Genomic DNA, 14,182 nt, shown 5'->3' with positions numbered 1-14,182 from the left:
CAGTGCGGAATATTAATTCCGATATTAGCTGGTCCGCTGGGCGCGCAGGACGGTGTCACGGGTGTGCGCGGTGCCTGGCGGGGCAGGCGACACCCGTGGCCGGCTCTCGTTGACGAGGACGGTCCACTCGTCGCCGAGAACCCGCGCGATGTCGTCGGGCTGGCAGTAGCCGGAGTGCTCCGGCCTCAGGTCGCGCGGGTCGTGACTGGCGAAGAGGAACGTCCCGCCGGGCGCGACCGCGTCGAGCAGCTTCCGCACGACCCCGTCGTCGGGGCGAAGCGGGAAATACTGGACGCTGACCAGGTCGAACGCCCTAGCCGGAACCGGACTCGCGGCCAGATCCGAACACACCCAAGCGATCCCGGCGTTAGCGGCGGCCGCCCGCTGGAGTGCGGTGCGCGAGATGTCGAGCGCCGTCACCTGCCAGCCGTGCGCGGCCAGCCACCGCGCATCGCCGCCTTCGCCGCACCCGACGTCCAACGCCTGCCCCGGCGGAAGCCCTTCGACCTCGGTGACGAGGACGCCGTTGGGCTCACCGCTGAAGACCTGCTCGCGGCTGCGGTAGAGGTCTTCCCAGAACTGCCCGTCTTGTGGTGCTTCGGATTCGCCGGACGGAGCCATTTTCGTTACCACCTCCGCCGTTCACGATTCCGCTGACCGCGTCGGACGGCAAGGTTCTTTGCTGGAACCGCAAAATCAGCCCCGAAGGTTCTCCAGGTCCGCCAGCAGGCCGGGGTGCTTCGGCGCCCAGCCGAGCGCTTGCTGGGTGTGCGCACTGGAGGAGGGCTGATCGGTCGCGAAAATGGGACCGAGCGGCCCGTAAGTCGCCTCCGGCACCGATTCGACCGGGAGCCCCAGCCGCCGTCCGATCACCGCCGCGATGTCCGCGACCCGAACGCCTTCGTCGGCGACCGCGTGCCAGGCAGTACCGGGCTCCGCCTTCTCCAAAGCGAGCCGGAAAAGCACCGCCGCGTCGAGCGCGTGCACCGCCGGCCACCGCTGTGAGCCGTCGCCCGGATAACCGGACACTCCCGTTTGCCGGGCGATATTGGTCAACAGACCGGCAAACCCGCCCTCGCCGTTGTTGTGCACCGTGCGCGGCAGGCGCACCGCGGACGTCCGGACCCCGCGATCCGCGAACCCCAGCACCTCGGCGACCGTGCGCCCCCTCCCGCCGACGGGCCCGTCCGTCGAAACCGGATCAGCCTCGGTCGACGCGCGACCCGGCGCATACGGCGTCCCGGAAACCGTGACCAGCGGCCGATCGCTGCCGACGAGCGCCTCAGCCTGCACCTTGAGCGCCGCCGTTTCCTCGGCGACCGCGTTCGCGAGGGCTTCGTCGCTGCTGAACGCATTGGCGAAGGCGAGGTGCACCACCCCGTCGGCCTTGGCCACGGCCTCGCGGAGGACGGCCAAATCAGCCAGCGCACCCCGCACCGGCTCGGCACCAGCCTTTTCGGCCGCCGCGGCGGAGGCTTCGGACCGAGCGAGCGCCAGGACGGAGTGGCCGTTGCCCAGCAGTTCGGCGACGACCGCGGAGCCGATCAAACCGGTCGCTCCGGTGACGAACACGCGCATGGATTTCTCCCTCACAGTGATGGGACACTTGTCCCGTCACACGCTACCAGCATGACGGGACAAAGGTCTCATCACATAGGATGGTTTTCATGGCCCGATGGGAACCCGGAGCGCGCGAACGGCTGGTCGTCGCGGCCGTCGACCTGTTCGCCGAACAGGGCTACGACGCCACGACGGTCGCGCAGATCGCTGAGCGCGCCGGCGTCACCAAGAGCACGTTCTTCCGGCATTTCCCGGACAAGCGGGAACTGCTGGTGGCCGGACAGGAAACGCTGAGCCGGCTGCTCGCGGAGGGAATCGCCGACGCACCCGCCGACGCCAGCCCGCTGGAAGCAGTCGCGGGAGGCCTGCGCCGCGCCGCGACCGCGATGGGCCCGATGAACCGGGAACTCGCCCCTCGGTTGAAGGCCGCGGTTGCGGCCAGCACGGAACTGCAGGAGCGGGACGCACTGAAGAGCGTCGGCCTCGCCGCGGCGATGACTTCCGCACTGACCGCCCGAGGCCTGCCCGACGCGACCGCGGCGCTCGCCAGCGAGTTGGGGGTGCTGGCTTTCAAGCGGGGCTATTTCGAGTGGTCGGAGAGCGATCGCGGGGATGACGCTGATCCGGCGGAGTATTTGGTGGCTGCGTTGGAGGAGCTTCGCGCGGCCAGCGCTTCGTTGGGTTGAGAGGCGGAGCGGATCCTGCTCGCTCCTGCGGACTTGCCCGGCACGCAATGCCGAAGTCTGTGAGGGTTCCCCTCACGGACTTTCGCAGGAGCGAACCCACCGGCCCCCGGCAGCTGCTCCCGCGCCGTGGGGTCGGGCGGGATCCGCGCAGCGCCAACGGTTTCCACTCGTTTCAGAGCCACGAGCATCTCGATCCGTCTCTGAGCCCCGAGCATGTCGAGCCGGACGGTACCCGCGCTCGTCAAGCCGCAACGCATTGCCGCCCGGCCGGAAGCCTTTCCTTGTCCGCTAAGCGAAACTGCGCGTCCCGTCAAGCAGGCGACTCTTGCTCACCCGCCTGACGGGACCGAATGAGAATCTTCGCGCGGCCAGCGCTTCGCCGGGCTGACCGACCGAGCCAATCCGGCTCACTCCCGCGGACTGGCCCGGCGCACGCCGGCCGTGGTCCGTGAGGGGAGCGAACCCACCGGGCCCCGGCAGCTGCTCCCGCGCCGTTGGGCCGGACAGGATCCGAGCAGCGCCAACGGTTCCCGCTCACCTCAAAGCTCCGAGCATCTCAAGCCGGACGGGTACCCGCACTCGTCACGCGTCAACGCATTGCCGCCCGGCCGGGCCCCTTTTCCTTGCCCGCCAAGCGAAACTGCGCGTCCCGTCAGGCAGACGACTCTCGTTCGCCTGCCCGACGGGCCTGGGTCACGCCGACATCGCAGCCTCCTCCGGCTGCTCCGCCTGCGGACGGTTTCGACGGCGGCCCAACAGGAAGTACGCCTGCACTGCCGTGTACACGAGGATCGCGGCACCCACCCACGCACTCGTGTGCAACGCCGTCACGAAGGACTCGCGTGCGGTGCTCAGCAACTCCGCACCTTCAGCGGCGGGCATGCCATGCGCAGTGGCTACCGCACCGCCCAGGGTGTCGTGGGCCGCGGCGGGCGTGGTGGCGGGCAGGCCTGACTGGTAGACCGCTGTGGCGAGACTGCCCAGCAGAGCCGTGCCCAGTGCGCCGCCCAGTTCGTAGCCCGTTTCCGAGATCGCCGACGCGGCACCGGCGCGGTTGACCGGGGCGGCGGAGATCACGAGGTCGTTCGTGAGGGTTTCCGACAGCGCCACCCCGCCGCCGACCAGGACGAACGCGATCACGACCGCGGCCAATCCGGCGTCGGCTCCGATCGTTGTCAGGGCCAGGAAGCCGGCCGCGCCGAGCAGCAGGCCCAGGCTGACCAGGACCGGCACCCGGACTCGGCGGGCGAGCCACGCGGCCGCCAGGGCACCGACGACTCCGGCGACCGTCGCGGGCAGCATCCACAGGGCCGCGACCAGCGGCTTCAGGCCGAGCACCAGCTGCAGGTACTGCGGCAGCAGGAACAACAGCCCGACCAGAGCGAACACACCCAGCAGGTTCGTGATCACCGAACCGGCGAACTGGCGGTTGGCGAACAGGCCGAGATCCAGCATCGGCTGGTCAAGCCGCCGTTGCCGGCGCACGAACGCGACACCCAGCGCTAGCCCGGCGACGATCGCGAAACCGGCTGGCCAGGTGATGCCCTCCGTCGCGGCGATCTTCACGCCGTAGACGACCGGCAGCATCGTGCCCAGCGACAGCAGCGCCGACCACGGGTCGAAGCGGCCCGGGTTCGGATCGCGGAATTCCGGCAGCAGCAACGGGCCCGCGACGAGCAGCAGCACCATCACCGGGACGTTGATCAGGAAGACCGAACCCCACCAGAAGTGCTCGAGCAGCCAGCCGCCGACGACCGGGCCGACCGCCATCCCTCCGGAGAACGCCGCGCTCCAGATCGCGACCGCGGTGCGCCGCGTGCGGTCCTCGGTGAAGATGCTCCGGATCAGCGACAGCGTGGACGGCATCAGCGTCGCGCCGCCGACGCCCAGCAACGCCCGCGCGACGATCAGCATCAGCGGCGACGTGGCGAACGCCGCCAGCACCGAGGCCGCGCCGAACGCCGCACCGCCGATGAGCAGCAGCCGCCGCCTGCCGATCCGGTCGCCCAGCGTGCCCATGAAGACCAGCAATCCGGCCAGGACGAACGAGTAGACGTCGACGATCCACAGCTGCTCCGCACCCGTGGGCGCGAGATCCTCGCTGAGATAGGGCAGGGCGAAGCCCAGGACTGTCGTATCCACGCTGATCAAGAGGACCGGCAGCACCAGCACTGCCAAAGCCCACCACTGGCCTCCGCGCCGCACCATGGCGCACTCTTCCTTTCTTATACCGTCCAGACGGTACAGTTTCGTTCCTGAGGTAGAAGGTAAACCGTCTGGACGGTATAGTCAAGGTGATGGCTAAACCTTCAGCACGTGAACGCATCCTCGGTTCGTACGAGGTCATCCTCGCCGACCGCGGCCCGGCCGAGATCACGCTCGACGCCGTCGCGGCGCACGCCGGGGTGTCCAAGGGCGGCCTGCTCTACCACTTCGGCTCGAAGGACGCCCTGCGCGACGGCCTGCTCGAACGCCTGGAGCGGCTGACCGACGACGACCTCGAACGCGCGCGGGGCGCGCCGGAGGGCGTGGTCCGCTACTACCTGCGCTCGGCGATCACCGACGTCACGAGCGACCTCGCGCTGCACCGCACGACGATGGCCGCGATCCGCTTGGTGCTCAACGACCCGATCGCGGCGGAGGTGTCGCGGCGCTGCACCGAGCGCACCCGCGCGCTGATGCTGGAACACATCGAGGACCCGCTGACGGCGGAGCTCGTGATGCTGGTCGGCGAAGGCCTCTACATGCGCGCGGCACTGGGCGAAGAGGCGACGGAAAGCCTGCTGGCGCAGATCGACGAGATCGCGGACCGGATCCAGGCCGGGGCACCGGCCGAGGCGACAGTCGCGGCGGGGCACCGGAAAAGCTGAGTCGCGACGCACGGCGAGAAGCAGCGCGCCCGAACCGGGCCGCGGTCTCACGCAGGGCTTCGACGGTGGGCAGGTCGACGGCCTTCGTACCCGGCTGCTGTGCCGGGTCAGCTCCGAAACAAACCACGGCCGGGCACCTAGCCGCACCCGACTTCACGTCCGTGAGGGCCTCCCTGAGGGACTCTGATTCCCTCACGACCCGAAGGCGCGCAAGCACACGCAGCCGGAAACCTCAGCGAGCCAACCCGTAAACCCGCTCGATCTCCACCGTCAGCACCAGCCGCTGATCCGCCACCATCGCCGCCCGGTACTCCGCCCAGTCGGGATGCTCGCCCGCGACCTTGCGATACAACGCGATCAACGCCTCCACCGCCTCGTCGTCCGGCGCCGCGGCGACCGGCGACAGCACCGCCCGTCCCTCCGCCACCGCGTACGACCAGCCATTCGACGACGCCACGTGGTAGCTCACCCGCGGATCCCGCCGCATGTTCTTCGTCTTCGCGCGCGTGTCCGTGATCGACACCTGCAGCTGGCGGGCGTCGCGGTCGAAGTAATGGGTCACCGTCGACAGCTGGGGACGGCCGTCCCGCTTCAGGGTCGCCAGGACCCCCTGCTTGCCCGCCGCGATGAGGTCGTAGAGCGCTGTGTCGTCAGTCATACCCCTACAAGGCCCGGCGAGAAGGATCTGTTCCCGCCCCGAAACCCCGAGTGAACCCCGGGTGACCAGCGGCGTCCGCATACCGGGAGAAACCGGACGCCACCCCTCCGGTTGAAATCTGCTTGCATGCGGCAACTAAAGTGTCCTGTGACACAACCAGGGGTCGGCCGCTTGCGAAATACGCCGTACGGGCACACTCTTGCTTAAGGCAACTAGTTGCAGTCGCCAACCAATGGTTTGCTCCGCCCCAAGGAAGACCCACATGGCACCTCAGAACTCCGCCGTCAGGCCCGAGGCCGACCTCGACATCGCCGACCAGCTCGGACACGAGCTGGTCCGGTTCATGCGCTTGATCACCAAGGCGAAGTCACAGGTCGCCAAACACGGTCCGGACGGGATCGAAAGGGCCGCGTACGCGATCCTCTTCTGCCTCGTCCACGAAGGCCCGCAACGCACCAGCAAGCTGGCCGAGTTCCTGCACTCGGAGATCTCCACGATCAGCAGGCAGTCCAGCTCGCTCGTGCAGCACGGACTCGTCGAACGGCAGGCCGACCCCGAGGACGGCCGCGCCTGCTTGCTCGCCCCGACCGCCGAAGGCCTTCGCGTCTTCGACGAAAACCGCAAGCACCGCGCCCGGTGGCTGGCCGAAGTACTCGGCGACTGGAGCCAGGAGGAGCGCGAGACGCTCAACGAGCTTCTCGCGCGGCTCAACACAGGTATCGAAAAGAACAATCCGTCGCTGTCCGACACCACAGCGCCGGCACAGGCCAAGGGGGCCTCGAACGCATGACGTCCACCGTTGAAAAACAACCTCAGTCGCGAGGGGGAGCGCCCGCTGACGACAGCGAGAGCGGTCCGCGGCTGACCCACCGCCAAATCGTCACGATCATCAGCGGCCTGATGTGCGGCATGTTCCTCGCCGCGCTCGACCAGACGATCGTGGGCACCTCGATCGTCCGGATCGCCAACGACCTGCACGGCTTCGACCTGCAGGCGTGGGCGACCACGGCGTACCTGATCACGTCGACGATCGCCACGCCGATCTACGGCAAGCTTTCCGACATCTACGGCCGCAAGCCGTTCTACCTCGCCGCGATCGCGATCTTCGTCGTCGGTTCGGCGGCGGCGTCGGCTTCGACGACGATGTACGAACTGGCCGCGTTCCGCGCGGTGCAGGGTCTCGGCGCCGGCGGTCTGATGTCGCTGGCCATGACGATCATCGGCGACGTGGTCCCGCCGCGGGAACGCCCGCGCTACCAGGGCTACTTCCTCGCCGTGTTCGGCATCTCGACTGTGCTCGGCCCGGTGCTCGGCGGCTTCTTCGCCGGCTTCGACAGCCTCGGCGGCCTGCACGGCTGGCGCTGGGTCTTCCTGATCAACGTGCCGATCGGCATTATCGCGTTGTTCGTCGTCGCGAAGGTGCTGAACGTCCCGCACAACCGCCACGACCACAAGATCGACTGGTGGGGCGCGCTCACCATGGTCATCGCCGTGGTGCCGTTCCTGATCGTCGCCGAACAGGGCCAGAAGTGGGGCTGGGGCGACCAGAAGTCGATCTGGATGTACATCATCGGCGGCGTCGGCATCGTGCTGTTCATCGTCGTCGAGAAGCTGATGAAGGACGCCGCGCTGATTCCGTTGCGGCTGTTCAAGAACTCGACCTTCACCGTGGCCATCATCGGCGGCGTGATCGTCGGGGTGGCGATGTTCGGCGCGATCACGATGATCCCGCAGTACCTGCAGGTCGTGCAGGGCTACACGCCGACCGAATCGGGTCTGCTGATGCTGCCGCTGATGGTCGGCATCATGTCCAGCTCGATCATCTCCGGCAAGATCACCTCGAAGACCGGGCGCTACAAGATCTTCCCGGTCGTCGGCACGATCCTGATCGCCGCGGGCGCGTTCTTCTTCGCGCTGGTCAAGTACGACACCCCGATCTGGCACCCGCTGGTGGCCGCCCTGGTCATCGGTCTCGGCCTCGGCCAGTGCATGCAGACGCTGATCATCGCGGTGCAGAACGCGGGCCCGCGCAAGGACATGGGCGTGTCGACCGCGTCGGCCACGTTCTTCCGCCAGATCGGCGGTACCGCCGGTGTCGCGGTGTTCCTGACGATTCTGTTCAACGTGCTGCCGGGCAACATCACCAAGGCGTTCGGCGGCCACCTGCCTCCGGGCGGGGGCGCCAACCTCGGCGACCTGTCGAGCAACACGAGCGTCATCCAGACGCTGCCGGAAGCGGTGCGCACGCCGATCCTCATCGGCTTCACCGAGTCCATCACCACGGTGTTCTGGGTCGCCGGCGGCGTCGCGCTGCTGGCCACGCTGGTGCTGCTGTTCATGAAGGAGATCCCGCTGGCGGGCATGAACCCGGCCGCGGCCGCGGTCGAAGGCGGCGAGGCGTTGCTGGACTTGGACGAGACCGCTCCGGTCCCGGCCAACGACGACACCGCGGAGCTGAAGACGGGTTCGCTGTTCGAGGAGGCCCCGAAGCAGGAGCCGGTACTGGTCGGAGCGGGCGGCAAACACGCACTGACCAACGGTCACGGCGACGCGCAGGCGGTGGCCGACGCCCGGCCGATGCCGATCACCAATTCGCTGGCTGACGCCGAATTCGGCACGACCACCGGCTCGGGCGGCGTCCCGGTCACCGGCCACGTGCGCCGCCAGGACGGCAGCCACGTGAGCGCGGCCGCGCTGACCCTGATCGACCAGCAGGGCCGTCAGGTGGCGCGGGCGACCGGCAACGGCGACGGCAGCTACTCGATCCCGACCCAGGGTCCGGGAACGTACGTGCTGATCGTGTCCGCTCCCGGGCACCAGCCGCAGGCCTCCAGCGTGGTGGTCGGCGGGCACCCGGCGAACCTGGACGTCACGCTCACCGGTTCCGGCGAGCTGACCGGCGTGGTCCGTTCGATCGGCACCTCGACCCCGCTGGCCAACGCGACGGTCACGCTGACCGACTCGCGCGGCGAGGTCAACGGCGCGTTCATCACGACCGAGGACGGCGTCTACACCTTCAGCGGCGTCGGTGCCGGGCAGTACACGCTGGTCGCGAGCGGCCCGCACTACCGCCCGGTCGCGGTCACCCTGACGGTGCCGGACAGCGGCGTGCTCCGCCACGACGTCGAACTCGCCGGCGCGGTGCTGCTCCAGGGCGTCGCGCGCACCGAGGGCGACCGGATCGTGCCGGACGCGCGGATCACCGTGCTCGACGCGAACGGCAACGTCGCGGCGGTGGCCCGCACCGACAGCGAGGGCCGGTACGTCGTCAGCGACCTGCCGATCGGCTCGTACACGGTCGTGGCGAGCGGCTACCCGCCCGCCACCAGCCAGGTGACGCTGAACGACGGCGAGGCGCAGCACGACGTGCGGCTGAGCTACGACCAGGCGCTCGACGAGCTGGTCGACCGGTCATGAGCGGGGGCCTGCGCGCACAGCTGCGCTCGAACGGCGGATGGCCGGTCGAGAACGCGGTGCTCACGGTCACCGACCTCAACGGTCGCCAGGTCGCGCGGCAGGTCACGGACGCGAAGGGGGCAGTGGTCACTGACCCGCTGCCCCCGGGCGTCTACACCGCCGTGATCACCGCGCCGGGGTACACGCCGCTGGCCCGCACCGTGCAGATCGGCTCGGACGGGGCCGGGCTGCTCGGCGACATCGCGCTCGTGCCGGTTTCCGGCGCGGTCGAGCTGCCGCCGGAAGGCCCGTGGACGATCGACCCGATGCACTCGTCGGTGGTCGCCACCGCGCGGCACATGGGCATCGCGAGCATCAAGGTGCGGTTCCCGGACGTGGCCGGGCGGATCGAGGTCGCCCGCCCGGTGGAACGGTCGACGGTGCACGCCGAGATCAAGGCGGGCAGCATCGAAAGCGGCATCAAGATGCGGGACGACCACCTGCGTTCGGCCGAGTTCCTCGACGTCGACGCGTATCCGCTGATCACGTTCGAAAGCACCGGGCTTTCCCAGCTCGGCACGGACAACTGGGCGCTGCGCGGCGTGCTCACGCTGCACGGCGAACGCCGCGACGTCACGCTCGACCTGCGCTACACCGGGCACGGCCCGGACCCGTGGGGCGGCGTGCGGGCCGCGTTCCACGCCGAAACGCAATTGCACCGCAACGATTTCGCGATCAACTACAGCGCGATGGTGCGGGCCGGCGTGGCCGCGATCGGCACGACCGTCAAGGTGGAGCTGGACATCGAGGCGGTGCAGGGCGAGTCCCTGCCGCAGTTCTAGAGAAAACCGCGACAGGCCGCCCGGGAACTGTTCCGGGCGGCCTGTTCGTTGTCCTGGGCGAAAAGGGTGAACAGTCTGGTTACCCCAGGAATACCCAAAGTCACCGAATGCGGAGGATTCGATGGTTGCGTACTGCAGCCGCTTCCCGCCACGTAGGCTCTTCGCGTGAACCTCGACGCCGCCCAGCCCGCGCACGCCGCGGGAATCGGCCTGAGCTGGCTGGACACCGCCGGCCCGGTGCTCGTCTGGGTCATCGTGCTGTCGTTCGTGCTCATCGAATGCGCGCTCATCATCGGGCTCTTCCTGCCCGGCGATTCGCTGCTGTTCGGCGCGGGCGTGGTGCTCGCGCAGCACGGATCCGACCTCAACGCGTGGCTGCTGTCCGGGGCCGCGCTGCTCACCGCCGTGTTCGGCAACCAGATCGGCTATTACATCGGCCGCGGCGCGGGCACCACGCTCATCGCCCGCCGCGGCGGCCGGATGCTCAACCGGCGCAACCTCGAACGCGCGCAGGAGTTCCTGGACCGCAAGGGTTTCTTCGCGATCGTCGCGGCCAGGTGGATCCCGTGGATCCGCACGCTGGCCCCGCTCATCGCCGGCGCCGCGCGGATGGATTCGCGCCGGTTCCTGCTCGCCACCACCGTCGGCGGGCTGCTGTGGGTGCCGACGCTGGTGCTGCTCGGCTACTACGGCGCAGGACTGCTCGACGCCATCCCGTGGGTCAAGACCGCGGCGCTGTGGGTGAGCATCGCGTTCTTCGTGTTCGGCACCGCGTACGGCGTGCTGCGCTACCGCCAGGAAATGCGGCGTCCGGTCGACGAACCCGACGACGCGCACGCCTGATTTTCAGGACGGGTCGGACCAGACTTCCAGCTGGATGCCGTCCGGATCGCGGAACACGATCACCGCCGAACCTTCGAAGGTCTGCGACTGCGTCGCGGGCAGGTAGGAAACGCCGTACTCCCGCAGGCGGTCCTCCCATTCGGCGACCTCGGCACGCGACGAAACCGAGAACGCGACGTGGTCCAGACCAGTGCGTCTTTCGTCGAACACGGGTCTCTCCGTGTCCGGATGCTGGACCAGCACGACGGAGAAACCGTCTCCCGCCGAACGCAGAACTACTTTGCGCACCCCGGTTTCCGGGTCTTCGCGCCGATGGCTTTCCTCGAGGTCGAGCACCCGGACGTACCAGGGAACACTTCGGTCCACATCGGTCACGGTGAGCGCCAGATGGTGCACAGACGTGAGCTTGGGCATGACTTTCGCGGCCGTCCTTTCAACCCCTCGTTCCAGACTCGCACACCGGGACAACCGCTACGGGCGAGTTCACCGAGTTCCGGGGTCAATCGTGATCTGCCCGTCTCCGGGCGTCTCACTGTCCGAGATCGATCAGCGGCCGCCGCCGACTTCGAGCACCGCTCCCACCGTGTAGGACGCTTCCTCGGACAACAGCCACAGCACGGCCGTCGCGATCTCTTCCGGCTGGCCGGCGCGCAGAAGCGGGATGCCCGCGCTGAGCCGCTCGAGCCGGTCCGGCATTCCTGCGGCGGCGTGCAATCCGGTCTCGACCAGGCCGGGGGATACGACGTTGACCCGGATTCCTTCGTCGGCGACCTCCCGCGCGAGGCCGAGGCTGAGCGTGTTGACCGCCGCTTTGGACGCCGCGTAGTGCACCCACTCGCCCGCTGACGCGTTCCGCGACGCCGTGGACGAAACGTTCACGATCGCGCCGCCAGAGCCGCCGTAGCGCGTGGACAGCCGCCGCACCGCCTCGCGGCAGCACAGGAAAACGCCGGTGACGTTGATGTCCAGCACTCGCCGCACGGTCTCGACGCTCTGCTCGTCAAGCCGGCCCGGGGTGTTGCCGGTGATGCCCGCGTTGTTCACCAGGCCGCCGATCGGCCCCAGCTCGGCCGCCGCCGAAAAAAGCTCGCTGACCTGCTGTTCGTCCGACACGTCGGCGCGGTGCGCAAGCGCTTGCGCACCGTGGGAACGCACCCGCTCGGCGACCTCTTCGGCCGCGGCTTGGTCGCCGGAGTAGTTCACCACCACGTCGTACCCGCGAGTCGCGGCCAGTTCGCAGATCGCCGCCCCGATGCCCCGGCTGCCGCCGGTGACGATCAAAACCCCCACAGGTCACTCCCTCGTCAGCTTGGCTTGAGCGGCTCGACGAACTGGGCATCGAGCCACCGCATCTGCGCCATCCACATCCACCACGTCGCGTCGTCCGGACAGTGCTGCCCGTCGACCGCCTCGCCGCGCAACCAAGCGCCGAGCAGCGCGGTGATCGCCGTGCACACGTCGAGCAGCGCGCGTCCCCACCACCATTGGTGCATCGGCGTGTGCAATTCGAGGACCCCGCCGTGCTCCGGCAGCACCGACAACGCCCAGTCCAGCCGGGTCCGGACGTCGGCGAGCACCTCCGGCTCAAGCTGCGGTTCGGCGCTGGTCTCGCGCATCCGCTCCACCAGCAGCGCCAGCCTGGGATCCGGCACCGAAGCGGGCTCGGCCAGCTGCCGCTCGACCAGCGTCCGCAGCCCGTTCAGGTGCGTGCGCACGAGCGGGACGTACGGCGGGTAGAGCACGGCGATCCGGGCGTCGCCTGCCCGGTCCCAGGTGACCGCGCCGGCGTAGGGATCCGTCGTCGCCGGATCGTCGAACATCACCTGCTCAGAGGGCGAAATTCGTGAGCGGCAGGTTCTCGAGCACCAGGTCGGCGCGGTCGCGGGTGTTCGCGATCAGGTCCGCGTTGCGCTGGTCGGAGCCGAGCGCGCGCTGCCGGGCCTCGACCAGCGAACGGCCGTAGCGCCGATGCCGGGACACCAGCCGCTCGATCCGCTCCGGCTCGTCCGGGGCCAGGAACCAGGCTTCGGTGAGGTACTGCCGCACGCCGCTCCACGGGTCGTCCGGAAGCAGCAGGTAGTTGCCCTCGGTGATGACCAGCTGCACCTCGGGCGCGACCGGGACGGCACCGGCGATCGGCTCCTCGATCTCGCGGCGGAACTCCGGCGCGTACACCGTCTCGCGGCCCTCGGCGAGCCGGCGGATCAAGTGCACGTAGCCGGCCGCGTCGAAGGTGTCCGGCGCGCCTTTGCGGTCGGTGCGGCCGAGCCGCTGCAGTTCGACCTGGGCCAGGTGGAAGCCGTCCATGCCGACGACCGCGGCGCGCGAGCCGAGCGCGTTGGCGATCGCCCAGGCCAGCGTGGTCTTGCCGGAGGCGGGCGCGCCGATGATGCCGAGCACGTGCCGCTCCCGCGGTTTGGCCAGCTTTTCGGCCCGCGCCAGCAGATCCTCGAACGCCGTCATCGCACTCCCTCTTCTCTGCTCTTCGCCAGTTCTCCGACCGGCCCGGTCCACGAGCGCGGACCCACGTGCCGGACGCGTTCCGCGGCCACCGCGTTCGCGTATCCGATCCAGTCGGGGACAGCGCTGTCCCGGTTCGCCACGGCGTACGCGAGCGCGCCGTGCCACACGTCTCCGGCCCCCAGGGTGTCCCGCGCTTCGACGAGCGGCACGGGGACCTGCCCAGAGTCTTCCGTAGTGCTCCAGGCGACCGGCTCCGGGCCCGCCGTCGTGATCGTCACTGACACTCCGCGTTCGGCCAAACTCGGTGCGGGAGCACGGAACCGCGCTGAACAGGCTGCCACGCGGACCAGTGGCAGCAACTGGTCCAGTACCGGTTTCCAGCTGCCCGCGTCGAGGACGACCGGCACTTCGCGGGCGCGGGCTTCCCGGGCGACAGCAAGCGCTAGCTCGGGGTGGTGCCCGTCGACGAGGACGGCCTTCACGCCGTCGAAAATCGGGGCGAGGTCAGGCAGTTCCAGCGGCTCGTCGGCGGCGGCGTTGCGGGAGACGACGGTGCGTTCGCCGTCACCGTCCCGCACCACGACCGCGCTGACCGGCGGCGCCTGCGTGCGTTCTGGAGCGAGATCGACCAGGTCGACGCCGCAGGCTTCGAGGTCAGCCCGCGCGAGTGCGGCCAGCGGATGTGTACCGAGAGCCGTCACGAGAGTCGCTTCGCCACCGAGCGCCGCGACAGTCACCGCGGCGTTCGTCGCGGGCCCACCGGCCGCGACATCCACCTGCAGCGACTGCACTTTCTCGCTCGGCTCCGGGAATTCCGCGACCCGTTGCACGACATCGACGGTGCACAACCCCGCCAGCAGCACT

15 protein-coding genes are annotated in these 14,182 nt (G+C 69.2%); 6 read left to right on the top strand and 9 right to left on the bottom strand.

Going from position 1 to position 14,182, the window contains the following annotated elements:
* Positions 1–24: 24 nt before the first annotated feature.
* Positions 25–621, bottom strand: a complete 597-nt coding sequence (locus tag AB5I40_RS27970; RefSeq protein WP_370933076.1) for a class I SAM-dependent methyltransferase — start codon at positions 619–621, stop codon at positions 25–27.
* Positions 622–696: 75 nt separating this feature from the next.
* Positions 697–1,578, bottom strand: a complete 882-nt coding sequence (locus AB5I40_RS27965) for an SDR family oxidoreductase (protein WP_370933074.1) — start codon at positions 1,576–1,578, stop codon at positions 697–699.
* Positions 1,579–1,667: 89 nt separating this feature from the next.
* Here AB5I40_RS27965 and AB5I40_RS27960 point away from each other — a divergent pair, with 89 nt between their 5' ends.
* The gene (locus AB5I40_RS27960; protein ID WP_370933073.1) at positions 1,668–2,246 is read left to right on the top strand and encodes a TetR/AcrR family transcriptional regulator; all 579 of its coding nucleotides are present in this window, start codon (positions 1,668–1,670) and stop codon (positions 2,244–2,246) included.
* Between the two features lie 693 nt (positions 2,247–2,939).
* On the opposite strand, the gene AB5I40_RS27955 is transcribed toward AB5I40_RS27960, so the two are convergent.
* Positions 2,940–4,454 (bottom strand): MFS transporter, encoded by a 1,515-nt coding sequence (locus AB5I40_RS27955; RefSeq protein ID WP_370933071.1) that lies wholly within the window; start codon positions 4,452–4,454, stop codon positions 2,940–2,942.
* 89 nt (positions 4,455–4,543) lie between these two features.
* Between AB5I40_RS27955 and AB5I40_RS27950 the strand changes: the two genes are divergently transcribed.
* Positions 4,544–5,116: a TetR/AcrR family transcriptional regulator gene (locus tag AB5I40_RS27950; RefSeq protein WP_370933070.1), complete on the top strand. Its 573-nt coding sequence runs from the start codon at positions 4,544–4,546 to the stop codon at positions 5,114–5,116.
* Positions 5,117–5,348: 232 nt separating this feature from the next.
* On the opposite strand, the gene AB5I40_RS27945 is transcribed toward AB5I40_RS27950, so the two are convergent.
* Positions 5,349–5,774 carry a PPOX class F420-dependent oxidoreductase gene (locus AB5I40_RS27945; RefSeq protein WP_344266564.1) on the bottom strand — a complete coding sequence of 142 codons (426 nt, stop codon included), beginning with the start codon at positions 5,772–5,774 and terminating at the stop codon, positions 5,349–5,351.
* A 262-nt stretch (positions 5,775–6,036) separates the two neighbouring features.
* On the opposite strand from AB5I40_RS27945, the gene AB5I40_RS27940 reads away from it, so the two are divergent.
* The 4 genes from AB5I40_RS27940 to AB5I40_RS27925 all read left to right on the top strand — a co-directional run bounded on the left by AB5I40_RS27940 (position 6,037) and on the right by AB5I40_RS27925 (position 10,855).
* The gene (locus AB5I40_RS27940; protein WP_370933068.1) at positions 6,037–6,564 is read left to right on the top strand and encodes a MarR family winged helix-turn-helix transcriptional regulator; all 528 of its coding nucleotides are present in this window, start codon (positions 6,037–6,039) and stop codon (positions 6,562–6,564) included.
* Positions 6,561–9,191: an MFS transporter gene (locus AB5I40_RS27935; RefSeq protein WP_370933066.1), complete on the top strand. Its 2,631-nt coding sequence runs from the start codon at positions 6,561–6,563 to the stop codon at positions 9,189–9,191. The genes AB5I40_RS27940 and AB5I40_RS27935 overlap by 4 nt, the downstream gene beginning before the upstream one ends.
* Positions 9,188–10,012 carry a YceI family protein gene (locus tag AB5I40_RS27930; RefSeq protein WP_354740776.1) on the top strand — a complete coding sequence of 275 codons (825 nt, stop codon included), beginning with the start codon at positions 9,188–9,190 and terminating at the stop codon, positions 10,010–10,012. Before AB5I40_RS27935 ends, AB5I40_RS27930 begins: the two co-directional genes overlap by 4 nt.
* 165 nt (positions 10,013–10,177) lie before the next feature.
* Complete coding sequence (locus AB5I40_RS27925; RefSeq protein WP_344266573.1) at positions 10,178–10,855, top strand: DedA family protein; 678 nt, start codon at positions 10,178–10,180, stop codon at positions 10,853–10,855.
* Positions 10,856–10,858: 3 nt separating this feature from the next.
* On the opposite strand, the gene AB5I40_RS27920 is transcribed toward AB5I40_RS27925, so the two are convergent.
* From AB5I40_RS27920 to AB5I40_RS27900, 5 genes are all read right to left on the bottom strand, one after another.
* Positions 10,859–11,269, bottom strand: coding sequence for a VOC family protein (locus tag AB5I40_RS27920; RefSeq protein WP_370933064.1), 411 nt, complete (start codon positions 11,267–11,269; stop codon positions 10,859–10,861).
* Positions 11,270–11,401: 132 nt separating this feature from the next.
* Positions 11,402–12,145, bottom strand: coding sequence for an SDR family oxidoreductase (locus AB5I40_RS27915; RefSeq protein ID WP_370933062.1), 744 nt, complete (start codon positions 12,143–12,145; stop codon positions 11,402–11,404).
* Positions 12,146–12,159: 14 nt separating this feature from the next.
* Entirely contained in the window at positions 12,160–12,675 is a 516-nt protein-coding gene (locus AB5I40_RS27910; RefSeq protein WP_370933061.1) for a hypothetical protein, read from the bottom strand.
* Positions 12,676–12,682: 7 nt separating this feature from the next.
* Positions 12,683–13,318 carry a nucleoside/nucleotide kinase family protein gene (locus AB5I40_RS27905; protein ID WP_009084950.1) on the bottom strand — a complete coding sequence of 212 codons (636 nt, stop codon included), beginning with the start codon at positions 13,316–13,318 and terminating at the stop codon, positions 12,683–12,685.
* Positions 13,315–14,181, bottom strand: a complete 867-nt coding sequence (locus AB5I40_RS27900) for a PfkB family carbohydrate kinase (RefSeq protein ID WP_370940621.1) — start codon at positions 14,179–14,181, stop codon at positions 13,315–13,317. The genes AB5I40_RS27905 and AB5I40_RS27900 overlap by 4 nt, the downstream gene beginning before the upstream one ends.
* Position 14,182: the final 1 nt, after the last annotated feature.

Origin of the sequence: Amycolatopsis sp. cg13 (genome assembly GCF_041346965.1) — a bacterium.
Classification (GTDB): domain Bacteria; phylum Actinomycetota; class Actinomycetes; order Mycobacteriales; family Pseudonocardiaceae; genus Amycolatopsis.
The sequence above is the reverse complement of the archived record's forward strand: the minus strand, read 5'-3'. Positions and strand labels throughout refer to the sequence as shown.